Raw genomic sequence first — 23,564 nt, 5'->3', positions numbered from 1 at the left:
ACACTATATATAAAATACAAAATATTGACAAAAAAATTCCGCATGCCACAAGGGCTTGCGGATGATTTACGCTTTATTCAACTTCTGAACTCGGGTTTGTAATGGATAAACCACAAAAAGAAGAAAAGTAAATGTAATTTTCATAAAATAGAGATTTCTGAAAATTTAACCTAATTTTCATAATTGTAGGCGCTTTATTGTTTGAAGCGCCTATTTTTTTATGCTATCATAACAATAGCGTAGGTGTGCAATCTACGATATTGCGTATATAATCATACGCTTGGGGAAAATAAACATAAAGGAGAACTCTGATGAGTAGTGTACAGCTACTAGATAAGACCCGTAAAATTGGCAAACTTTTGCATAACAGTAATTCTGGCAAGGTAGTATTTAATGACATTTGCAGAGTGTTGTGCGACATTCTATCTTCTAACATGTTTGTTATCAGTAAGAAAGGTAAAGTTCTGGGTATAGGCGAGAGCGCCAATGTGGAGTCCTTAAGCGACCTTTTAGTTGACAATGTCGGATCTTTTATCGATCCTATGCTAAATGAGAGATTACTTACAATTCTTTCAACAAAAGAAAATGTCAATCTGGAGACTTTGGGATTTGAAGGAATTGATTTTTCTAAATTTCAGGCTATCATTACTCCAATTGAGATTGCTGGAGAAAGACTAGGAACACTTTTTATTTACAAGACTGATGCCCCATATGATATTGATGACATTATCCTTTGCGAGTATGGTACCACAGTCGTAGGACTTGAAATGTTAAGGGCAGTCAACGAAGAGAATGCTGAAGAGTCCAGAAAGCTGGCTGTTGTTAAATCTGCTATTGGTACACTTTCATTTTCAGAGATGCAAGCCATCATCCACATCTTTGATGAACTAGATGGCATGGAAGGTGTTCTGGTAGCCAGTAAGATAGCAGATAGGGTTGGAATTACCAGAAGCGTTATCGTAAATGCTCTTAGAAAGTTTGAAAGCGCAGGTGTAATTGAATCAAGATCCTCTGGCATGAAGGGAACCTACATCAAGGTAACAAATGATGTGGTCTTCAATGAGATCAAGAAGCTTAAGGCAGAGATGTAAATAGCCGATAAACTTTATACAGGATGGATTATTGATGAAGGGATTTATCGATTTTTGGTGAATTCCTTCATTTTGTTTTCCAAATATTGTAGTATTTTGGCAATAAAGACACTATATAAAGTATAAATTGCTTGTATTTTAGTACAAAAAATCATATTATTAATATAATAAGATATCGTGTCTGTAGTTTGCCCTATTTTAGAGGAGGACAAGGATGATTAACAGTAATGCGTTTGATTATATCAATGTTCTTGATAAGGCTGCTGATGCTTCCTGGCTTCGCAACGAGGTTATTGCTAACAATCTTGCCAATGTGGACACTCCAGGCTATAAGAGACAGGATCTTAATTTTGAGGATGAATTAGAAAGGGCACTTGGCAATTCAAGATATGTTTCTATGGATGCCAAAGTAGCTGGACTTAAAGAACATGAGCTAAGGCCTCGCGTGATTAACGATTATTCGAATTTTTCATACAGACTAGATAAGAATAACGTTGACATTGATACAGAGAGCGTTACCCTTGCTGCCAACCAGATCAAATACCAGGGACTTATGACAGGACTGAAGGCTGAATTCCAGAATCTTCAGGCAGTGTGCAAGTCATCATAAATTTTAAATTGATTCTTTGAAGATAGTTGGTTGTAACCTTTAAAGCCACGTGGCAAGGAGGGAATATGAATATATTTGATTCCTTTAACATTAATTCATCAGGCATGACGGCGCAGCGTTTCAGAATGGATATTATTTCTGAAAACATCGCCAATGCTAATACTACAAGAACTGCTGACGGGACTCCTTATGTAAGGAAGGTAGTCAGATTTGCAGAAAAAGGAACACAGACACCTTTTTCAAGAATATTAAATGAACGACTAGATCATTATTCAGGTCGCGGCGTAAAGGTAACTCAGGTGCAGGATGATACCTGGACTCAGATGAATATTGTCTATGATCCATCACATCCTGACGCTGATGCCAACGGCTACGTTACATATCCAAATGTTAATACCGTTACTGAGATGACAAACCTAATAGATGCCAGCAGGTCTTATGAAGCTAACGCAACAGCATTTAACGCAAGTAAGAACATTGCGACCAGAGGACTTGAACTTGGCCAGTCATAATAAAATAAATAAAAAAGCATGATAATGGAGCGACATAAGATATTAAAAGCCATGGATGGTCATTTAGGAGGGGATAATAAATGGCATCTCTTGACATATCACAGCTTCGAAATGTATCGTCTGATGTTATCCGAAATGCTGAAAAATATAACAGCAAGGTCTATAACGTGCTTGGACCTCATGATGATAATAACTCTTTTAACAGCATTTTTGACAGGGCATTAGAAAACATAAATACTACCAATGCATATCTTTCTGATGCGGAGAATGAGGAGATCAAATGGGCGCTTGGCCAGACCAACAATACTCATGATCTATCAATTGCACTTCAGAAGGCACAGACAGCTCTTCAGTACACAATTGCGGTGAGGGACCGCGCTTTGTCTGCCTATAGAGAGCTCACTCAGATGCAGGTGTAAGAGTAGCATAGCTAGAGTACGAAGTAAGAAGATGTTTGTATAACGCGATTTTCACAAGATTAGAATATGAGGGGAGGGAGAAACCATGGCTGAAAGATTAAAAGCCTTATGGCAGAAAATTCTCGATTGGTGGAACCAGTTTACAGCCAAGCAGAAGACTTTGATAGTCGGTGCGGGGACTGTTGTGGTGCTCACCATTATCATTTTGGTTACAGTACTTAACCAGCCTCAATATTATCTTTTGGCACAGGCCGATTCTGCAAAAGAAGCTTCCCAGATAAAGGAGCTTCTTGATTCCAATTCAATCAATTATAAAATGTCAGATGACGGACTGGAATTTAGGGTTCTTAAAAAAGACAAAGCTGAAGCCAGTCTACTTTTAGGTGCAAACGACATTCAGTCCTATGCTTATAGCATTGAAAATGTTACTGAAGGTAGTTTTTCAACCACCGAATCTGATAAGCAGAAAAAATATGTAAAATATCTTCAAAGCGAACTTGAGCATGAAATGATCGTTAAATTTGATGCTATCGAGTCTGCAAATATCACATTAAATATTCCTGATAACGATGGAACTTTAATTGGCAATAAGGATGAGGCCTCTGCCTTTGTTATCCTTGATATATCTGATCCTGATAGCTTTGGAGAAGAAAATGCCGTTTTTCTTGCAAAGGGCGTAGCTACAGCTCTTGGTAAAAAAACTACTAACGACATAGTTATTATGGATACAGCCAGCAATCTTCTTTTTTCAGGAAGCGAAGAGACAACTGACGCAGGGATTGCAAGCACGCAGCTTAATCTTAAGACTAAGGCTGAACAGATTGTAAAAAGTGAAGTTAAAAAGGTTCTTTTAGGGACTAAGCTATACGATGATATAGAAGTTGCCAGCAACCTGGTAATGGATAATTCTAAGGAGGAATATACAGAGCACAATTACACACCTGCTGAAGATCAGACACAGGGTGTTTTGAGCCATGAATCTATCTATAATGCAGAGAATGTAAACGGAGTAAGTGGCATTCCTGGTACTGACACAAATGAAGATGATATGACAACCTATGTTACCCAGGACAATACCAATTCCAGTTCTACAATTTCAGAGGAAACTAGAGATTACCTTCCAAATGAAGATATTAAGACAAGAACGACACTTCCAGGTTCGATAAAATATGATGAATCATCTATTTCAGTGACAGCCATAAATTACGTTGTTATGAAGGAAGAAAATTACGATAAGGCTGCTAACGGTGATTTATCCTGGAATGAGTACAAGACAGCAAACACAGAGCCGGTTGCACTGACTGTACCTGAAGATATGATAAATGTAGTTTCAAAGGCAACAGGAATTGCAGCTGAAAATGTTGCAATGGCGGCATATACGCAATATGTTTTTTTGGATAAGACTGGTGCAAATATCACTGTTACTGATATTCTGCAGATTCTTACAATTCTCATCATCCTTGGACTTCTTGCCTTTATCGTTATCAGAAGTATGTGGACCAGCAAGAAGACAGAGGAAGAACCAGAGCCCGAAGAGCTTTCTGTTGAGCAGCTTCTTGAGTCTCAGCCAGAAGAAGTTCTTTCAGATATTGAAATGGATACTGGCTCTGAAACTAAGAGACTTATCGAGAAGTTTGTTGATGAGAATCCTGAAGCCGCTGCAACCCTTCTTCGCAACTGGTTGAATGAAGACTACGGGGTCTAATAATATTATAACTTGGGGAGAGAAACATATATGGATGCTGAAGCTACTGGCGCTGCTGGCACAGCCAGCCTGACTGCCGATTTTACAGGCACACAAAAAGCGGCCATTCTCTTGATCGCACTTGGTCCAGAGAAATCATCCGCCATATTTAAACATCTAAAGGAAGAGGAAATAGAGGAGCTAACCCTTGAAATAGCCAATACTAGAAGTGTCACTTCTCAGATAAAAGAGGCTGTTTTGGAAGAGTTTTATGGTGTCTGCCTTGCTCAGCAGTATATTGCAGAAGGCGGTATCAACTATGCCAAAGAGCTTCTTGAAAAAGCTCTCGGTGAAGATAAGGCTCTCGACGTTATCAGTAAGCTTACCGCTTCACTTCAGGTTAAACCTTTTGAATTTATCAGAAAGACTGAGCCTTCACAGATCCTTACCTTCATTCAGGATGAGCATCCTCAGACAATAGCTCTTATTTTGTCATACATGTCACCGTCACAAAGTGCGCTTATCTTATCTGCAATTCCACCTGACAGACAGGCGGACGTTGCCAAGCGTATTGCAGCCATGGACAGAACAAGTCCTGATACTATCAAGGAAGTAGAAAAAGTGTTGGAATCAAAGCTTTCATCTCTTGTAAACCAGGATTACACAATTGTTGGTGGTGTAGATGCAGTTGTAGAAATCCTCAATACAGTAGACCGCGCAACAGAAAAGCACATCATGGAAACTCTCGAGATCGAGGAGCCAGAGCTTGCGGACGAGATCAGAAAGAAGATGTTCGTATTCGAGGATGTACTTCTTTTGGACGACAGATCCATTCAGAGAGTGCTGCGTGAGGTTGAGAACAGTGATCTTGGTCTTGCTCTTAAGGGAGCAACTGAGAATGTACAGACTGCTATCTTTAACAACCTTTCAAAGCGTCTTGCAGCTATGATCAAGGAAGACATGGACTTCATGGGACCTGTTCGTATGAAGGATGTTGAAGAAGCACAGCAGAAGATTGTTAATGTTATCAGAAAGCTTGAGGATGCTGGTGAAATTGTAATCTCCAGAGGCGGAGGTGATGAGCTAGTTGTCTAATTTGTTTAAAGGCGGGTTTGTCAGCTACGATGACACGGAAAAATATGTCATTGACAGTAACGAACTTGCAAATCAGAAAATAGAAGCCTTTCAGGAAGCAGAAATGCAGAGGAAAAGGGCTGAACAGGCATCAGAAGAAGGCTTTCCCATGGAAGGGGAAGAAGGGGACTTTGTTCCTGGAATTGACATGGAACAGATTTCTCAGCTTACTGAAGATCAGGGCATGCTTGATTCTTTTCCGGATCCCCAGTTTGACATGGAAGCAATGCAGGCTGAGATGGATCTAAAGCTTCAGCAGGCTCAGGAACAGGCTGATGCCATAATCCAGAATGCTCAGGAACAGGCAAACTCAATAATAGCTCAGGCTCAGGAGGAAGGACACAGACAGGGCTATGAAGCTGGCTATCAGGAGGGGGCCATGGCTGCAGAAGCCCTAAAGGCTGAAATTGAGCAGCAAAGAGGAGATCTTGAAGCTGAGTATCAGCAGCTTGTTGATGGCCTAGAGCCTGAGATGGTTGATGTCCTTACCCAGATTTATGAGCATGTGTTTGGCATTGAACTTAGGGAAGATAAAGAGATAATCCTTCATCTTCTTAAATCTACCTTATCAAGGATAGAACCAGGCAATGACCTTATAGTTCATGTTTCCTCCGATGATTATGATGATGTCATAGAGGAAAAAGCTTCCCTTGAAGCCTGCGTAACATCTCCTAATACCACTATGGAGATCATAGAAGATCCTCTTTTAAAAGAAAATGAGTGCATGATAGAGTCTGATTCTGGCGTTTATGATTGCAGTCTTGGAGTTGAACTTGCCGAAATATCAAGAAAACTAAAGCTCCTTTCCTTTGACAGATCTAGACGCTGATAGAAACATTAAAACTTGTATATTGGAGAGTGCATGCTTACATCAAACATTGATTTTTCCAAATACAATAAAATGCAAAATGCCCCCTTTTACCGCATGAGCGGAAAGGTGGTGAATGTAATAGGACTTACCATCGAGTCTGCAGGACCTGATGCTAAGCTTGGTGACATTTGCCTTATTTACCCAAAGAAAAAAGATTCCGATACTATTTCAGATAGTAAGGGAAGACCTTCAATGGCTGAAGTTGTTGGCTTTAAAGACAATCATGTACAACTTATGCCCTATGAAAATACCAGTGGAATAGGAAACGGTAGCATAGTTGAAAACACTGATTCACCCCTTAGAGTAAATGTTGGCGAAGGCCTTTTAGGCCAGACTCTTGATGGCCTTGGCAGAATAGATGGCACAAGTTTTGGAAAAGGTACAATCCTTGAGGATGGCGTTGCCTACTCAGTAGAGAATCAGCCGCCTGATCCCATGACTAGGGATCCGATTTCTGAAGTTCTATCTCTTGGAGTAAAGGCTGTAGATGGCCTTTTAACAGTCGGAAAGGGCCAGAGAATTGGAATCTTTGCAGGATCTGGTGTTGGTAAGAGTACACTTCTTGGTATGTTTGCCAGAAATACTCAGGCAGATATAAACGTGATTGCTCTAATTGGAGAGCGTGGAAGGGAAGTTAGAGAGTTTATAGAGCGAGACCTTGGAGAAGAAGGCATGAAAAGATCTATCGTTGTCTGTGCTACTTCTGACAAGCCAGCTCTTGAGAGACTTAAGGCTGCCAAGACAGCAACTTCAATAGCTGAATATTTTCGTGATAAGGGAAAAGACGTACTTCTTATGATGGACTCCCTGACACGTTTTTCTATGGCTCAGCGCGAAATTGGTCTTGCCAGTGGCGAGCCACCTGTTTCCCGCGGATACCCGCCAAGTGTTTATGCTGAAATGCCAAAGCTCCTTGAAAGAGCTGGCAGATCTCGAAAGGGCTCAATCACAGGCCTTTATACAGTTCTTGTAGATGGTGATGATATGAATGAGCCAATCACAGATACGGCCCGTGGTATCTTGGACGGACATATAGTCTTAAACAGAAAGCTTGCGCAAAAGAACCATTATCCTGCAATTGACGTATTGGCCAGCATTTCAAGATGTATGTCTGCTATAGCTGATCCAGAGCACAAAAAAGCTGCAGGTAAACTGAAAAACGTGCTTGCAACCTACAACGATGCCGAAGATCTTATAAATATCGGTGCCTATAGGGCAGGTGCCAATAAAAATATTGACTATGCCGTTTCTAAGATAGAAAGGGTTAATCAGTTTCTTATGCAGGAAACAGATGAGAAATTTTCCTTCGAGGAGATAAGAAGTCAGCTGATAAATATGTTCAATGACTAAGGTATATCTTTTGCCCTGGAACAATTGTGATAAGGACTAGGGAGAGTCAGCGCTTATGGCGAGATTTGTCTACAGGATGCAGAGCGTCCTAAATATCAAGCAAAAAACGGAAGGGCAGATCAAAATGGAATTTGCTGCTGCCCAGGCTGAACTTAACAAGCAGATGGATATTCTGGAAAGCTATTTTGACAGAAAGGATAATTACTTAAGGGAGGCTGAGGAACTTAGAAATGCTGACAGACTAAAACTTCAGGATATATTGGATAATCAGTATGCCACAGCCCAGATGGATGTTATGATCGCATCCCAGGCCAGAGTTGTTAAGCAGCATGAAGAAATAGTTGAAAAGGCCAGAGTTAAGCTTACCAGGGCTATCCAGGAGCGCAAGATGCAGGAAACTCTAAGAGACAGGGCCTACGCTGAATGGATAGAAGAAGAAAAGCAGGAAGAAGCAAAAGAAAACGACCAGCGCACAAGTTTTACCTATACCCAAAGACAACGCGAAATGTAAATGAGTGAGGATAATACATGGCTGATTTAGGCAACATTGAGGATCCCAAGGCCGCCAAGGCCAAACTCAAAGCGGATAAAAAAGAATATCAGAAAAAATTAAAGGAACAGAGAAAAGAGGCCAAGGAAAAAGCCCAGGAATTTGCAGATAGAACTGCGGAGATAAATGGAGATAACGCAGGAGGCTTTGCAACTATCGTTATAACATTCCTTATTATATTGATCTGGCTTGCAATCATGGCTCTTTTAATAAAGCTTGATGTGGGCGGATTTGGCTCAGATATTCTGGCGCCAATCTTAAAGGATGTGCCTTATGTCAATCTGATCCTTCCTGATACTGCTAAAAATAGCACTTATGATGAATCTCAGGTTGATTACAGCAGCGCTGAAAGCTCAGGTGGAACCTCCATAAACAGCCTTGAAGAAGCAAATGCCTACATTAGAAAGCTTGAAAACATGCTTCAGTCTGAGATGGAACAAAATAGCAGCTATGCTTCCACTATAGATAAGCTTAATGCCGAAGTTACAAGACTTGAGCCCTTTGAGAGGCAGCAAAAAGAATTCTATGAAGAGAGAGCAAGCTTCTATGCCAGTGTAGTTTATGGGGATTACGCCCCAGATGCTGCTGCCTATGCTTCCTACTACGCCATGATAGATCCTGACACTGCTGCCAAGATTTATGAGCAGGTTGTAAAGGGAGAACTTGACGATGAAGCTATAAAGGCTTTTGCAACCACTTATTCAGGAATGAAGGCCAAGCAGGCCGCTCAGATTTTTGATGAGATGATAAACGAAAACCAGATCCAGCTTGTCTGCAGAATCCTGGCCCAGATGACCATTGAAAACCGCGGAGATATTCTGGCTCAGATGGAAAAAGAAAATGCTGCTAAGTGTACGCAGCTTCTGGAGCCTTCAGCTCTTGAGAAAGAATCTACTCAGGTCACTGGTGAGAAAAAATAAAATATAAAATTTCTAAAAAATTCACCCTTATGGGTGAATTTTTTTTGCCTTATGACGATATAGAAGTTGAGAATCTATGCACCTTGAAATAAAGTCGAAAGGAGGTTACATGACCGGTACTACAAAGACGATAGACATGCAGATGTCTATTATCACACGAAGTACTGTGGCGAGTGTTTCGAAGGTTGATTATTCTAAGAAGAATCAGAATAATGATCTGACTGGATTTGATGGGCTTCTTAATAAGGCTTCATCGGCTATGATCCAGGCAAAGAGCACAACAGCAAAAATAAGCTATTCATCAACTGAAAAGCTTGTTGCAAGGCAGGATACGACAAGGAATGATCAAAATGCTCAGAACTTATCTAAAAAGATAAATGACAAGTCAGGCAAGAGTAGTGATGTAAATGATCCAAATAAAGCGAAGGCAAATACCGCAGCTAAGGATCAGGATACCAAGAATATCGACGATAGAACTACAGAAGCAACTGACAAGAACCTTGAAAAGACAGCAACTACAGACACAAATACCAACGAAACATCCAGCAAGGATGCCGACAAAAAGCTACAGAATGCTATAGAAGAAGATACTAAGGAAATGGTAGCTCATATAGCAAAAATGTTTGATATATCTGAGGAAGAAATCGTAGACGCGATGGATATGCTGGGAATTATGATGACAGATCTTCTTAATCCTCAGAATATAAGAGAACTGATCACAAACCTTGATACACAGGATAAAGCGCTTGATCTGCTAACAGATGCAGACCTAAATACTAACATGCAGGACCTCTTTGAGGATGCGGAAGGTATGAAGAGCCAGCTCATGAAAGAGTTTGATTTATCTAATGAGGATGTTCTATCAGCAATAAAGGAAAATGCAGAGAAGGTTGATCCTGAACTTAAAAATATTAAAGTAAGGGAGCCGGAAATAGTATTACATGCTGAAGAACTTAAGCAAAACCTTAAGGCATCACAGTCTAAGGATCTAACATCTGATATCAAGGTTGAAGCACCTGAGATTTCCAGTGAAGAAGTATTTAAACCCGTTGAAAATACTGGCGAAATGTCCAAGCAGAATGGCAAAAACACTGGAAATGAGCAAAACACTAATAACCCAGGTGCAACTCTTTTTAACCAGCTACTTGATAATTTAACTGAAAATATGGACACTGCAAAAACTGGCGCCACTGAGTACACAAACAGGGCACAGATGGAGAATATTCTAAGGCAGATTACTGATCGCATTACCATTAGATCTTTTGCTACAGAATCATCAATGGAATTATCACTTCATCCTGCAAGCCTTGGTAATCTCAACATTCTCCTTACAAGCAGTAAGGACGGAATCACAGCTAAATTTACAGCTCAGAATGAGATTGTAAAAGAGGCAGTGGAAGCCCAGATGCAGACACTTCAGCAGAAATTCAATGAACAGGGCATAAAGGTTACATCCATAGAAGTTACAATTGCAAGCCATGCATTTGAACAAAATCTTCAGCAAGGATCAGACAACAACGAAGCCTATAACAAAGAACAGGCAAGGAAAGCAAGACCTCTAAGAAGAATCAACCTTGCAGAGGAACTTGTAGAAGACGATGAAGGCATATCAGATGCAGACAGGATTGCAGCTCAGATGATGGCGGCAAACGGAAACTCGGTAGACTTTAGTGCCTAAGAAAAACAAAGATTTTGAGGGGAAGCAATAAGCTTCCCCTGGAGGATAAAAAATGGCAGAAGTTAATCAGGTAAGTGCTGTAATTAAAAATGGCGAAGTTACAAACCTTGAAAATAATAAAAAGGCCACTGAAGCCAAGACAGGATATGACAAGGACTCTTTTCTTCAGATTCTTGTAGCCCAGATGAAATATCAGGATCCAATGGAGCCAACATCAAATACTGAGTATATTTCACAGTACGCAACATTCACTCAGGTTGAACAGCTTAACAACATGGCAAGCGCTATGTCTTTATCAAGGGCATCAGAGCTTGTAGGTAAGACAGTTAAGGTTACTCAGACAAATTCGGATACAGGAAAGAGCTCAGAGATCATCGGAACTGTTGACTATGTGACTTATAGCGGCAACAAGGCATATCTTACAATCAATGGAACAGCCTATAACGTTGACGATGTCACGGAAGTTTATGATGCTGACTTTACAGCAGCTCAGGATCAGGTAAAAGATTTCCAGGAAGCAATCGACAAGCTCCCTAGAAGCCTTGACTTTGTAAATGAGCAGGAGCACGGCCTTACAATCGACACCATGTACAAGTTCTACATGGAGGAAATGGACGATAAGGCTAGAAAGATGATGGATCCTAACTACGTAACAAGCCTTCAGCAGTATGTAAACAGAATTGATGACATTAGAGGTGATGTTCACAGAACCTTTAACAAGGATGATGAGACATCGAGAAAGCTAAAAGAATTGCAGCAAGAATCTTAATGAATCTGCTGTAGATGTAGTATGTATCAGATTGTTTGTGTGAGCGATTATTGTAATTTCTTTTTACGGAGAGCAGGAATATGACAATTGATGAACTTAGATTTTCTTCAATAAGTCAGGTCCAGGATCAGTACTTAAAGCCCCAGGGAGCCAAGAACACTGATCCTAAAACTGCTGCGGTAACTGGCGGAGATTCTTTTGCCCAGATACTAAATAAAATCAGGGACGATGCCGATAATAATATTGTAGCAGGAGATAGACTTAAATTCTCCAAGCACGCTACAAACAGGCTAAGCGATAGAAGCATTGAACTTACAAAAGACCAGATGGACAGACTTTATCAGGGTGCCAAAGAAGCAGGTGAAAAAGGTATAAAAGATTCTCTCATTTTAGTTGACCAGCTTGCTTTTATCGTGAACGTGCCAAATAACACAGTAGTTACAGCTATGGACCAGACAGAAACAAAGAGTAACGTATTTACAAATATTGACGGAGCAGTGATTGCATGATTGGACCCGAAAGGGAAATCTATTGATCCCCGACCGATAGAAGGGATCATCCGCTATTTCACGCATCCGTCCAAAATTAAGAATGATATACGAATTGCTTATTCTTCATGTTTGTTAAGGTCATGAAGTTAAAAAGCTTAATAAGCAGGCTTATAAGCATTTTTTACTTATGACACTTATATCATTCATATTATGGAGGACTTTGCCTTATGATGAGATCACTTTATTCTGGTGTTGCAGGACTTCGTACTCACCAGACTAAGATGGATGTACTTGGTAACAACATTGCCAACGTTAACACCACATCTTTTAAATCACAATCTATTACATTTTCAGACCTTATGTACCAGACAACTCAGACAGCATCTGGCGCCACAGAGACAAAAGGTGGTGTAAATGCTCGTCAGATTGGTCTTGGTGCTAAGTCAGGCGCTATTGCAACAGCAATTGAAGGTCAGGGCGCAACTCAGACAACTAACAACCCATTCGATATCATGATTACTGGTAAGGCTTTCTTTGTTGTTAATAACGGAAAAGAAAACCTTTATACCAGAGATGGTTCTTTCTACGTTGACGGCGCAGGTAACCTTGCAATGCAGTCAAACGGATACTTCGTAATGGGATGGGTAGCTCAGGAAGATCCAGAAACCGGGGCTATCACAGTAAATAAGAACGGCGGACTTTCTCAGCTTCAGATCATGAGTGCTGATAATACAACATATTCACCAGCATCCACTACACAGGCTCTTTACAGCGGAAACCTTGATGACAACGACTCAAACATCGTCTCTGACGATGGTAAGACAGTAACTCTTGAGTTCTATGACAACAAGGGTTATCTCTACACAGCTAAATTTACAATCAAAGATACAGAGGATCCTAACGATCATCTTTTCTCAGTTCAGCTTACAGACATTATTGATTCTGATGGTAACTCAATCGGATCAGAGAGACTTGCAGGCGTTCAGTTTGGCGATATCCAGGACTTTGAAAAGCTTGTAAATGAAGAGGGCGACTATCAGGTAGAAATGGGAACTAAGTCTTCAAAGGTTTATCAGAAGGCTGGCACAGCTTTATTTAATGGAGCAGTTGTTCCAAGTGGCGGCGAGGGATATGAGCTTACACTTGGCGATATAAATAATGCTACATCCAATAAGAACCCCTATAAGGGACTTCTTCAGACTGTATATGGCAAGGATGATGACTGGATCACAAGTACTGACGGCGTTTCCAAGAATTCTGCAGTAAGAATTGATCCTTCTACAGGTGGCCTTATTGTCACAAAATCTTTTACAGAAACTAAAGAATATGCAACAAACTATTCCTTCTCTCCAAAGAATATTTATTCTTACTATGTAAATGAAGATACAAAGTTTGGATACAGGGTTATTCCGACTACAGAAGCTGGAACCTATGGTGATGGTAAGGACCTTAAGGATTATACAGAAACATTAAAAAATGTATACGGAATAGATGAAGCTAATATTGAAAAATACATTGATCAGTCACAGAAATATACATATACATTGACAGAGGCCACTAATGGCGTTAGCACTTTAAACATCTATCCTCATATATCTGATCTTGATAAGGGCGAAAATATTAAGAATAAATCAGCAAGTGAAATTCTTAGTGTTGGAAGTGGTAAGTTTTCTGGAAACTTTGATACTGCGCTGGCAGCTGCAACAGGTGATGTAAGATATACTTTTGATGGACATAGCCTTAAAGTTGAAGAACTTCAGGAAACTGGTACATTTGATCCTTCTGAAACTTCTCAGAGGGAAGAAATTTCATATGTTGAAGCTGCCTTAGCTGAGATTACAACTTCTATACTATATATGACTACTGCGACAGGTGGTGGGTCATTAAAGTCTGAATACACTATTGCTGAGCTTAATACTTTGCTTGATAAATATGTTAATGAGGGTGGTGGAACTACTACAGATACATATTATCAAACTGTTCAGTCAATGTTAAATACTGTCACAGATAATGGCACAAATGATGTTAGTAAAATTGAAATCGTTGGTATATCAGGATCTGAAGCTATTATAACATTTGGACCTAAGCCACTTACAGAATACAAAACTATTTATGAAGGCAATGTAAAAGCTGTAGAAGATTCAAAAACAGATGATTCATATGCTAGCCAGAAAAAGGCGGCTGATGCATACCCTTACGCTATAGTTAATTCTAACAAAACAGCATATCTTCTTGAGAATAGCGAAGGTAATCTTGAAGACCTTCCAGAAGAACTTCTTACAAACTGCTTTGGAGTTACAAAGTCAGAATATGAGGCAAAAGGTTTTGACTATTCTTACAAGATAAATGCAAGTGGTCTTTACCTTAGTCACAATGAAGAGGAAACTCTTGAGATAGTTAAGGATGAGACAACAAATACTCCTAAGTATCAGGCTGTTCCTAACGATGACAGTACTGGCTACACCTTTGTATCTACACAGAAGATTCAGGCATATAACAATACTGAGGTTCCAAATGAAGGAAATATTGTAGATCTTCTTTCTACATCTTCCAAGGCTTATGCAGGTTTCCTTAAGGATGCATATGGAATTACAGATTCTGATGCAAGAGCATATGGTGCAGATGGTAAGTACAAGATAGTAAGTGATGACACAATCGTTCTTTCAACTGGCGAAAAGACTGTTCAGCTCAAGTTTGATGCTGCAACAGGTAAGATAATTTCAGCAGGTGGCAATAAGGATACTCAGAAAGTCAGCATGAAGTTTGCAAACAACAAGACAGATTCAGGATTTGTAACAGGAAACGAAGCTTTTGGTTTCCAGGTTAAGAATGCCAATGATGCTGACGAACTTGCAAAGCTCGGTACTATAGAAGTAGATTTCAGCACAGTTACTAACTACAACACTAACGGATCATCAACAATCAAGGCTGTAAAGGGAGATAAGTCTTCTCTTAATACAGGACGTGCAGTTGGTGAGATGAATGGTGTAACAGTAAGTACAGACGGAACAATTTACGCTACATATTCAAACGGTCAGACAAAGCTACTTGGTCAGATTGCATCTGCTGAATTTGCTAATGCGTCAGGTCTTTCTAAAGAGGGTGATAACCTTTACGCTTCAACTCTTAACTCAGGTGAGGCTACAATCCAGGATATCACAACAGATGGCGGCTACATGAACACTGGCGTTCTTGAAATGTCTAACGTAGATCTTTCAAAAGAGTTTACTGAGATGATCACAACTCAGCGTGGATTCCAGGCTAACAGCCGTATCATCACAGTATCAGATACACTTCTTGAGGAACTTACAAACCTTAAGAGATAATGAATAGGTAGTTCTTTTAACATATCTAAGGCAAAGTAACAGCCCTGTATCTTCGGTCGGATACAGGGCTGATTTTATAATTTGGATTTCAAGACACAAAGAGTCTTTTTGTGACTCATTGTTCTTTTGTAAAGAATATCTGAAGAGCGTGATACATGTGAAGCTGCCAGGCTTTCATGTCGTGGACACCTCCAGGGATTATAAAGAAGTCATAGTTTTCGTCTTTTTTCAGGTAAGGCGATGCGGCTAATGCTCTTTCCATAATTTCTTTGTGTTCTTCGAAAGCTATGTCTTTATCGCCGTTTGCGCAGAACATGAAGTCGAGATCATAGCCACTTTCATGGCCTTTCTCAAGGGTTTCGCAGATGCGCTTAACTTCCTGATCGTGATTTCCAAAGGGACCACAGCAACCGGAAAATGGACCATAGTAGGAGAAGAGGTCAAAGTTATTATAAAAGGCTGCTCTGTAGGTTGTCATAGAGCCAAGTGAGAGACCTGCAAAAGCTCTGTGGTTTCTGGTGCGGATAAGGTTTTCTTCTGAAACATCTCCGCATGTGTATGTACTATAATGAGACTCAATTCCAGGAATTAGATCCTTTCTGAGTTCTGTCCTGAAGTTTTCACAGATAGCTTCATCATGAGTGTTCTTGCTTTCTTCATCGTGATAGAAGGTTGGAGCTACTACGATAACGGGCTTGCATAAGCCTTTTGCAATCATGTTATCAAGAATTGTTGCTGTATCTGGGAACATATCAAACCACCATTCCTGCATAAAGCCGCCGCCGTGGAGAAGATAGAGAACGTCATATTTCTTCTCCTTGTCATAGCCATATGGAAGATAAACTCTGGCCTTTTTGTGAAGGGGCTTTATTTCCTGGTCATTATAGGTCTTTGATTCATATTCGAATGTTTCTAATGTGCCTTTTTCAGAAATTTCAGTGAGCATTTCTGAGGGCATTTCATATTTGTACTGCATTGTAACCTCCTGTGCAAATGATTCAAGTTATTTACTCATTTATTTTGTGTTTTATATTATATTTCTTTGGAGTTGATATTACTTCAAAGATATTGCTATCAAATGCATATTTGTTGCCTTTACGGGCTCTTCATAAGCAACGGCTTAGGCTAGGATCAATGGCTCTTCAGAAATCCTTATATGCAAGTTAAGGAAAAGTAGATTTTCATATAAGACCAAGGAGAGGCCACAGATTATGGCATTACACGAAACTTACGTTACATGTGATTTTCATGTAATGCAAAAACAAACAGCGTTTACACGAAAACACATTTAAAGTAAATTTCGTATAAGCAACGCTCAGGCCAAAGTCAATGGCTATTCAGAAAACCTTATATGCAAATTAAGGAAAAGTAGATTTGCATATAAGACCTACGAGAGGCCGCAGATTATGGCCTTACATGAAATGTGTGCTTCATGTAATTTTCGTGTAAGGCACAAAATAATAATGGTTACACGAAACTACAGTAAAAAGCCGATTTCGTATAAGCAACGCTTAGGCCAGGATCAATGGCTCTTCACAAAGCCTTATATGCAAGTTGATGAAAAGTAGATTTGCATATAAGACCTACGAGAGGCCGCAGATTATGGCTTTACATGAAATGCATGCTAAATCCAATATTCAGGGGAGAGAGCCTTAAGAGAGCTTCATATATACGTCATTCCGAACATCACATCCTCTGCAAATCTAGACATAAACGGTAAACTAAACATAAACAAACGAAAAAAGTAGTGTACAGTGTACACAAAAGTGGTACAATGAATTTAAATACCACAATATGTAGTGGAACTATGCAACGAAATCACAAAAATATAGAAAAACTTTTGAAAATAGTAACATAATTTCAAACAAAAAAGCGTGTGTTGAAATTGTGTTGCGAATATGTACAAAATGTGAACAAAACCCAAGACAATGTAATCGAAAAAGTGGTAAAATTAATGTATGTAGAAACAAAATTTCATTTCTGAATGAAATTTCTTATATTTTGAAATAATTCTAAAGACTCATAAGTATAGATTCTTGAAGGCATTTTCATTATTGCGTTCAAGAAGTTAAAAAGGCAGAGTGGGGAAGGCTAATGGATAACAGAGAAAAGACAGTTTTGATGTTAACCAAGATGGATACGAGGAAGATTCTGATCAATAAGAATCAGATTCAGACGGTGGAAGCCAGCCCTGATACTGTGATAATCCTAAGTGGCGGACGAAAACTACTTGTAAAAGAAACAATTGAAGAAATATACAATATGCTTCAAAACGGATAAATAATTTTTTTGTTCTTGCGAATATACTCACTATCACTATGAGAGGGGGATATGTTGTGGATATTGCGTCATTAGCCGGAATGGTATTATGCTTCATCTTCATGATCTTAAGTATTGTATTTGGTGCTGGTATTTCCGGTGTACAGTACTTCCTTGATGCGCCATCAGCTATGATCACGTTCGGTGGAGCTTTCATGGCGGTTCTCGCTTCAAGAAGCATGCCGAGTTTCATCAACGGCCTTAAATCCTACACTTTGATCTATAAAATGCCTGCTGATGATACCAAAGGTACAATTAAGCAGATCATAGACCTGTCAAATACAGCTCGTAAGGAAGGTCTTCTTGCTCTTGAGGAAGCTGCGGGCAACCTAGAAGATGCTTTTATGAAAAAGGGTGTAGGCCTTATCGTAGATGGTACTGAACCTGAACTTGTTAAAAGTATCCTGGAAGCCGAAATCGATGCTATGTCAGAGCGTCATAAGGAAAACTATTCAATTTTCGGAGATATCGCCGGAATGGGCCCTTCCTGGGGTATGATCGGAACACTTCTTGGTCTGGTTCTGATGCTTCAGAACATGTCAGACCCTTCATCTATCGGACCATCCATGGCCGTTGCCTTGATCACTACTTTCTATGGATCAGTTCTTGCTAACTGGTTCTGTTATCCCGCTGAAAACAAATTAAAAGCAAGAAGTAATGCTGAATATATGGCAAAAAGTATTGTTATTGAGGGACTTCTTTCTATTCAGGCTGGTGAAAACCCTCGTGTTACTGAAGAAAAGCTTAAATCATTCCTGTCACCTGCTGACAGAGCTGCTTATGAAGCTGAGAATGGTACAGGAGATGGAGGCGAATAATGGCAAAGAAACCAGAAGAAATAAAACCTGGCTTGCCGGCGTGGCAGGGAACATTCGGAGATCTGATGAATCTGCTTCTTTGCTTCTTCGTTTTGCTTTTCTCTATGGCTTCCATGGATGCGGCCAAATTCGAAGAAGTAGCAGCATCGTTTAGTTCGGCGTTTAGCATCTTTTCTGGTGGTGAGATGGCTATTGGAAAGGGCGCTCTTATTGGAGATGGAGTTTCACAGCTTACAGAGCTTTCCTCTTATATAACTTCTATGGGGCTTGCACAGAGCGGCGAAGATTCAGATGCCGAGACTGATGCAGTAGGAGAAATGGACCAGAAAGAGCTTATGGAGGCTGCAGAAGAAGAGCAGATGGAAGCCTCAAAAGAACTGGCTGAAAAAATCCAGGCTGCAATTGATGAGGGAGATATAGATAACGAGGTATCTCTTAATTACACAAGCCAGTATGTTCAGCTTACAATTCAGGGCTCAATCCTGTTTGACTCTGGTAAGGTTGAGATAAAAGAGGATGCGATTCCTGTTATTGATAAGGTTGGACAGATTCTTGAGAACTACGCTGGTGGCACAATTGAGATAGAAGGTCATACCGATAACCGGCCTATGAGTTCTGGCGGCAAATATAGCAATAATGATGAACTTAGTTCTGGAAGAGCTCTTTCGGTATTTAACTATCTGATAGAAAATACCTACCTTGATCCTGCAAATTTAGTCCACACAGGGCGAGGCGAATACGACCCTATAGCAGATAATACCACTGATGAAGGAAGAGCCAGAAACAGACGTGTAGAAATAAAGATTTACAATCCTTTGAGTGCCAATTACTAAAATGTGGAGGAAGGAAATACTATGAAAAAGAACTTACTGTCAATCATTATTCTTGCACTTCTTGTAGTGAATATTGGAATGACCAGTTTTATGCTGCTGAGTGTTATGACTACTAATTCCCAGACAGCCAAGCTAATTTCTGATATTGCCGCTGCTCTTGAGCTTGAGGCTAATGGCGGAAATACAGGGGGCTTTTCTGGATCAGCTTCTGGAAATGTAGGAGTTGGAAATATTGCTACCTTTGGATTTACTGGTGAGGAGCAGCTTACTATCAACCTAAAACCTGGGGCTGACGGCAAAGCACACTATATGCTCGTTGAAGTTGTCTTTTCTATGAACACAGCCAGTGCAGACTATGCAACCCTTGGAACAGAGGAAGCACTTGCAGGAATGAAGGATCTTATAAAGGGTAAAGTCACAAATACTCTTTCTTCATACACTATCGAAGAACTCCAGGCTGACGATACAGCTGCAAAAGAGAAGATTCTTGAGGAAGTGCAGGAGCTATATAACTCTAACTTTATCTATGATGTAACTTTCTCAAGTGTTCTATATCAGTAAAGATTCCTTTTCTAAAAGAAAATTGGGAATCATATCTGAATAAGTTCCTTACAAGCTAAGGAACAAATCGAAATTCCGGGTTGACAGCATCTGCTGCCGATAGGAGGAAGGAGAAACAAAGGTTTGAGTGAAGTCCTGTCACAAAATGAAATAGATAGTCTGCTGGCAGCACTCAGTACAGGTGAGCTGGACGTAGATCAAATGCAGAACGCGGACGAAAAGAAAGTCAAGGATTATGACTTTAAACGTCCTGCCAAGTTCTCAAAAGAGCACCTTCGTACGCTTGAGATGATCTATGAACATTATGGAAGACTCTTATCCACGACTTTGCCACTGTATCTTAGAAAGAATGTCCAGGTATCAGTTGCTAACTCAGAGACTGTTACTTATTCAGAGTTTAGTAACGCTCTTTCAAACCCTGTAATTTTGGGAGTTATCAATTTTCTTCCACTTCAGGGAACAATCATCCTGGAACTTCAGGCGAATATAGGTTTTTCCTTCATTGACAGAATGCTGGGAGGTGAAGGGGGAACCCTGGATAAGCCAAGACCCTTTACCGACATTGAGATGCCACTTATAGAAAAACTCGTGGTTATCTGCATGCAGCTTATGGTTGAGCCCTGGCAGAATGTAGTAGCTATAAATCCTGTAATGGAGAGGATTGAGACTAATCCACAGTTTGCGCAGGTAATATCTCCTACAGATATGATTGCCATTGTAACTCTTAATATCAAGATTGGAGAAACAGAAGGACTTATGAATGTCTGCCTTCCATACTTCACCTTGGAGAGTGTAATGGACAAGCTTAATACCAAGTTCTGGTTCTCTACAATGCAGAAAAATGCTGATGAGGATTATCAGGATACATTGGAAACCATGGTCAAGCACGTGGATGTCCCTGTAAAAGCCATACTTGGTAAATGCAATGTATCGGTAAGTGATTTTGTTCATCTGCAGGCTGGAGACATTATAAGACTAGATAACAGAGTAAATACAGATATGCAGGTATATGTAGGAAATATAAGAAAGTTTACTGCACTACCTGGTACATCAAAAGATAAGTATGCCGTAAGAATTACTTCGGTTGTAAGAGAGGAGGAAGAGTAGCAGCATGGATGGAATGTTATCACAAGACGAAATTAATGCTTTGCTAGCCGGCATGGATTCTGGTGGCGGCGACGCTGCTGCTGGTGGGGACGCTCCTGCAGAGGGTGGCGCGCCAGAGGAGGCACAGGCTGCATCAGCTGGAGGCAGCGGGATTGATGAATCTCTTTTAACTGATTCTGAAAAGGATGCAATCGGTGAGGTTGCTAATATCAGTATGGGTTCATCAGCTACAACGCTGTATTCCCTTGTAAATCAAAAGGTTAATATCACAACTCCTCAAGTAGAGCTTGCGACTTGGGAAACTGTTATTAACAATTATGAGAGGCCTTGTGTATTTATTCAGATCAAGTACACGGTTGGTCTTGATGGAACCAATATTCTTATCCTGAAAGAGCATGACGTTATGGTCATCACTGACCTTATGATGGGCGGTGATGGTACTAACACAGAGGGTGAGATCGGTGAACTGCAGTTGTCAGCCATTTCTGAGGCTATGAACCAGATGATGGGTGCTGCTGCCACATCTCTTTCTACAATGATCAATCAGAAGGTTGATATCAGCCCGCCACAGGCCACTGTTCTTGATATGATCAATGATGATCCTTCTGATATTGCTGAATTCCTTACAGGAACTTTTGTCAGGATTTCTTTTAAGATGCAGGTTGGAGACCTGGTGGATTCAACACTTATGCAGTTGTATCCTATTGATTTTGCCAAGGCTCTAAAAGATACAGTTGTATCAGATGGAGGTGAAGCAGAAGCAGCGCCTGCACCGGAACCAGCACCAGCGCCAGCTCCTGCACCAGGCCCGACACCAGACATGGGAATGGGCGCGGCTCCGCAGATGGATCCAAACATGATGGCAGGCGGAATGCCACAAATGGGTATGGGTATGCCTCAGATGGGTATGGGCATGCCTATGCAGATGCCTATGCCGCAGATGATGAATATGAATATCCAGCCGGCCCAGTTCCAGAACTTTGCTGGTGGTACTACTATCATGGCAGGTGGCGAGAACATCGGCATTATCAAGGATGTACCACTTGAAGTTACTGTGGAACTTGGAAGAACCGCCAAGCCTATTTCAGATATCCTCGATTTTGCACCGGGTACTATCATCGAGCTTGATAAGGTGGCAGGTGAACCAGTAGATGTTCTTGTTAATGGTAAGTTTGTTGCCAAGGGCGAGGTTGTTGTCATCGAAGAAAGCTTTGGTGTCCGTGTAACTGAGATAGTTCAGTAAAATTGTATTGTTGGGGACTTTTATGGGAGTAGATTCATATTTACAACTAGTTACTGTTCTTATCATTTTCATCGTGGTTCTGGCTGCCACTTTGTATGTGACAAAGTGGATGGCTAATTACCAAAAGGGTGCAAACCTTAGTAAGAACATAGAAATCATTGATACCTGCAAGATATCTACTAACAAGTACATTCAGATCATAAGGATAGGGGAAAGACATGTGGCCCTAGCTATTTCAGGGGACCAGGTCACAAATCTTGGAGATGTTGATCCTGATGAACTGATCCTCAAGACTGAGACTGATAATAGTCTTGGCTTTAAGGATGTACTGGAAAAAATAAAGGGTGAGAAAAAAGAGACAAATGGGAAATAGGCATAAGCTTTTCTTATTACTTGTTCTGATGCTTTTTGTGTTTGCCAGTGGCTTTGTGACTATGCCTGTTAAGGCACTTGCCACTGAAAACATTATTTCTGATACTAAACCTACTGATCCGACTACGGATGAGGAAACGCATTTGACTGGTTCTCAGGGAGAGAGGACCAATATAAATGAACCTGGTTCTTCTGAGGATCCGGAGGATCTTAAGAAACTTAACATTGCTAATACGGTTACTATTACCTATGACAATGGAAATGGTTCTCTTAATGGTGCTCTTAGGATTCTTATCACACTTACTTTAATTTCCCTTGCACCAACTCTTCTTGTGATGATGACTTCTTTTACGAGGATCATCGTTGCACTTCATTTTACGAGAACAGCCATTGGAACCCAGACGTCACCACCCAACCTGGTGATAATTGGTATAGCTTTGTTCATGACTCTTTTTATAATGCAACCTACGCTTACTGCCGCATATAACGATGCTGTTATTCCGTTTGAAGATGGGCAGATGGACCAGCAGGAGTTTTTTGAAGAAGCCATGAAGCCTTTTAGGCAGTTTATGTATGGCCAGACTCAAAAAAAAGATGTAGTTCTTTTTATGAACATTGACGGAATAGAGTGGGATGGAGAGCTTGACAGCATTCCGAATGTTGTACTGGTGCCCAGCTTTATTGTAAGTGAACTTCGTACAGCATTCATAATTGGATTTATGATCTATATTCCATTTATTGTAATCGACATGGTTGTAGCATCAGTGCTTATGAGTATGGGTATGATGATGCTGCCGCCAACCACCATATCTCTGCCATTTAAGATTCTTCTTTTTGTATTGGCAGACGGCTGGAGCCTTATTATTGGTAACCTGGTCAAATCGTTCTACTAAAGGAGGAAGGCAA

At 40.4% G+C, this 23,564-nt stretch carries 23 protein-coding genes; 22 read left to right on the top strand and 1 reads right to left on the bottom strand.

Features of this window, described 5'->3' with window-relative positions; all coding sequences use genetic code 11:
* Nucleotides 1–311: 311 nt before the first annotated feature.
* The 14 genes from codY to BLO53_RS19885 all read left to right on the top strand — a co-directional run bounded on the left by codY (nt 312) and on the right by BLO53_RS19885 (nt 15,405).
* Nucleotides 312–1,091: a GTP-sensing pleiotropic transcriptional regulator CodY gene (gene codY / locus BLO53_RS14385; RefSeq protein WP_026487708.1), complete on the top strand. Its 780-nt coding sequence runs from the start codon at nt 312–314 to the stop codon at nt 1,089–1,091.
* Nucleotides 1,092–1,305: 214 nt separating this feature from the next.
* Entirely contained in the window at nt 1,306–1,701 is a 396-nt protein-coding gene (gene flgB / locus BLO53_RS14380; RefSeq protein WP_026487709.1) for a flagellar basal body rod protein FlgB, read from the top strand.
* 65 nt (nt 1,702–1,766) lie between these two features.
* On the top strand, nt 1,767–2,213 hold the full coding sequence (gene flgC, locus BLO53_RS14375; protein WP_026487710.1) for a flagellar basal body rod protein FlgC: 447 nt from the start codon (nt 1,767–1,769) through the stop codon (nt 2,211–2,213).
* 80 nt (nt 2,214–2,293) lie between these two features.
* Nucleotides 2,294–2,632 (top strand): flagellar hook-basal body complex protein FliE, encoded by a 339-nt coding sequence (gene fliE / locus BLO53_RS14370; RefSeq protein ID WP_026487711.1) that lies wholly within the window; start codon nt 2,294–2,296, stop codon nt 2,630–2,632.
* Between the two features lie 85 nt (nt 2,633–2,717).
* Entirely contained in the window at nt 2,718–4,337 is a 1,620-nt protein-coding gene (locus tag BLO53_RS14365; RefSeq protein ID WP_092062983.1) for a flagellar M-ring protein FliF C-terminal domain-containing protein, read from the top strand.
* 30 nt (nt 4,338–4,367) lie between these two features.
* The gene (gene fliG / locus BLO53_RS14360; RefSeq protein ID WP_176757298.1) at nt 4,368–5,411 is read left to right on the top strand and encodes a flagellar motor switch protein FliG; all 1,044 of its coding nucleotides are present in this window, start codon (nt 4,368–4,370) and stop codon (nt 5,409–5,411) included.
* Nucleotides 5,404–6,279 carry a FliH/SctL family protein gene (locus BLO53_RS14355; protein ID WP_092062980.1) on the top strand — a complete coding sequence of 292 codons (876 nt, stop codon included), beginning with the start codon at nt 5,404–5,406 and terminating at the stop codon, nt 6,277–6,279. Before fliG ends, BLO53_RS14355 begins: the two co-directional genes overlap by 8 nt.
* 33 nt (nt 6,280–6,312) lie before the next feature.
* Nucleotides 6,313–7,671, top strand: a complete 1,359-nt coding sequence (fliI, locus tag BLO53_RS14350; protein ID WP_092062978.1) for a flagellar protein export ATPase FliI — start codon at nt 6,313–6,315, stop codon at nt 7,669–7,671.
* A 55-nt stretch (nt 7,672–7,726) separates the two neighbouring features.
* Nucleotides 7,727–8,182 (top strand): flagellar export protein FliJ, encoded by a 456-nt coding sequence (locus BLO53_RS14345; RefSeq protein WP_092062975.1) that lies wholly within the window; start codon nt 7,727–7,729, stop codon nt 8,180–8,182.
* 17 nt (nt 8,183–8,199) lie between these two features.
* Nucleotides 8,200–9,141, top strand: coding sequence for a hypothetical protein (locus tag BLO53_RS14340; protein ID WP_092062972.1), 942 nt, complete (start codon nt 8,200–8,202; stop codon nt 9,139–9,141).
* 109 nt (nt 9,142–9,250) lie between these two features.
* Nucleotides 9,251–10,819, top strand: coding sequence for a flagellar hook-length control protein FliK (locus BLO53_RS14335; RefSeq protein ID WP_176757297.1), 1,569 nt, complete (start codon nt 9,251–9,253; stop codon nt 10,817–10,819).
* Nucleotides 10,820–10,871: 52 nt separating this feature from the next.
* Nucleotides 10,872–11,588: a flagellar hook capping FlgD N-terminal domain-containing protein gene (locus tag BLO53_RS14330; RefSeq protein ID WP_092062966.1), complete on the top strand. Its 717-nt coding sequence runs from the start codon at nt 10,872–10,874 to the stop codon at nt 11,586–11,588.
* 80 nt (nt 11,589–11,668) lie between these two features.
* The gene (locus BLO53_RS14325; RefSeq protein WP_092062963.1) at nt 11,669–12,097 is read left to right on the top strand and encodes a TIGR02530 family flagellar biosynthesis protein; all 429 of its coding nucleotides are present in this window, start codon (nt 11,669–11,671) and stop codon (nt 12,095–12,097) included.
* Between the two features lie 209 nt (nt 12,098–12,306).
* Entirely contained in the window at nt 12,307–15,405 is a 3,099-nt protein-coding gene (locus BLO53_RS19885; RefSeq protein ID WP_143003252.1) for a flagellar hook-basal body complex protein, read from the top strand.
* A gap of 115 nt (nt 15,406–15,520) precedes the next feature.
* On the opposite strand, the gene BLO53_RS14310 is transcribed toward BLO53_RS19885, so the two are convergent.
* Nucleotides 15,521–16,381: an alpha/beta hydrolase gene (locus BLO53_RS14310; protein ID WP_092062959.1), complete on the bottom strand. Its 861-nt coding sequence runs from the start codon at nt 16,379–16,381 to the stop codon at nt 15,521–15,523.
* 1,118 nt (nt 16,382–17,499) lie between these two features.
* On the opposite strand from BLO53_RS14310, the gene BLO53_RS14305 reads away from it, so the two are divergent.
* From BLO53_RS14305 to fliP, 8 genes are all read left to right on the top strand, one after another.
* Nucleotides 17,500–17,685, top strand: a complete 186-nt coding sequence (locus BLO53_RS14305; RefSeq protein ID WP_035789072.1) for a flagellar FlbD family protein — start codon at nt 17,500–17,502, stop codon at nt 17,683–17,685.
* A gap of 56 nt (nt 17,686–17,741) precedes the next feature.
* The gene (locus BLO53_RS14300; RefSeq protein WP_026487719.1) at nt 17,742–18,542 is read left to right on the top strand and encodes a motility protein A; all 801 of its coding nucleotides are present in this window, start codon (nt 17,742–17,744) and stop codon (nt 18,540–18,542) included.
* Nucleotides 18,542–19,375, top strand: coding sequence for an OmpA/MotB family protein (locus BLO53_RS14295; RefSeq protein WP_092062956.1), 834 nt, complete (start codon nt 18,542–18,544; stop codon nt 19,373–19,375). The genes BLO53_RS14300 and BLO53_RS14295 overlap by 1 nt, the downstream gene beginning before the upstream one ends.
* Before the next feature lie 21 nt (nt 19,376–19,396).
* Complete coding sequence (locus tag BLO53_RS14290) at nt 19,397–19,936, top strand: flagellar basal body-associated FliL family protein (RefSeq protein WP_026487721.1); 540 nt, start codon at nt 19,397–19,399, stop codon at nt 19,934–19,936.
* 123 nt (nt 19,937–20,059) lie between these two features.
* On the top strand, nt 20,060–21,043 hold the full coding sequence (gene fliM / locus BLO53_RS14285) for a flagellar motor switch protein FliM (protein ID WP_092062953.1): 984 nt from the start codon (nt 20,060–20,062) through the stop codon (nt 21,041–21,043).
* Between the two features lie 4 nt (nt 21,044–21,047).
* Entirely contained in the window at nt 21,048–22,286 is a 1,239-nt protein-coding gene (fliY, locus tag BLO53_RS14280; RefSeq protein WP_092062951.1) for a flagellar motor switch phosphatase FliY, read from the top strand.
* 22 nt (nt 22,287–22,308) lie between these two features.
* Complete coding sequence (locus BLO53_RS14275; protein ID WP_092062948.1) at nt 22,309–22,659, top strand: flagellar biosynthetic protein FliO; 351 nt, start codon at nt 22,309–22,311, stop codon at nt 22,657–22,659.
* Nucleotides 22,649–23,551, top strand: a complete 903-nt coding sequence (gene fliP / locus BLO53_RS14270) for a flagellar type III secretion system pore protein FliP (protein ID WP_092062945.1) — start codon at nt 22,649–22,651, stop codon at nt 23,549–23,551. The genes BLO53_RS14275 and fliP overlap by 11 nt, the downstream gene beginning before the upstream one ends.
* Nucleotides 23,552–23,564 lie beyond the last annotated feature (13 nt).

Origin of the sequence: Butyrivibrio sp. INlla14 (assembly GCF_900102515.1) — a bacterium.
Taxonomy (GTDB): domain Bacteria; phylum Bacillota; class Clostridia; order Lachnospirales; family Lachnospiraceae; genus Butyrivibrio.
The sequence above is the reverse complement of the archived record's forward strand: the minus strand, read 5'-3'. Positions and strand labels throughout refer to the sequence as shown.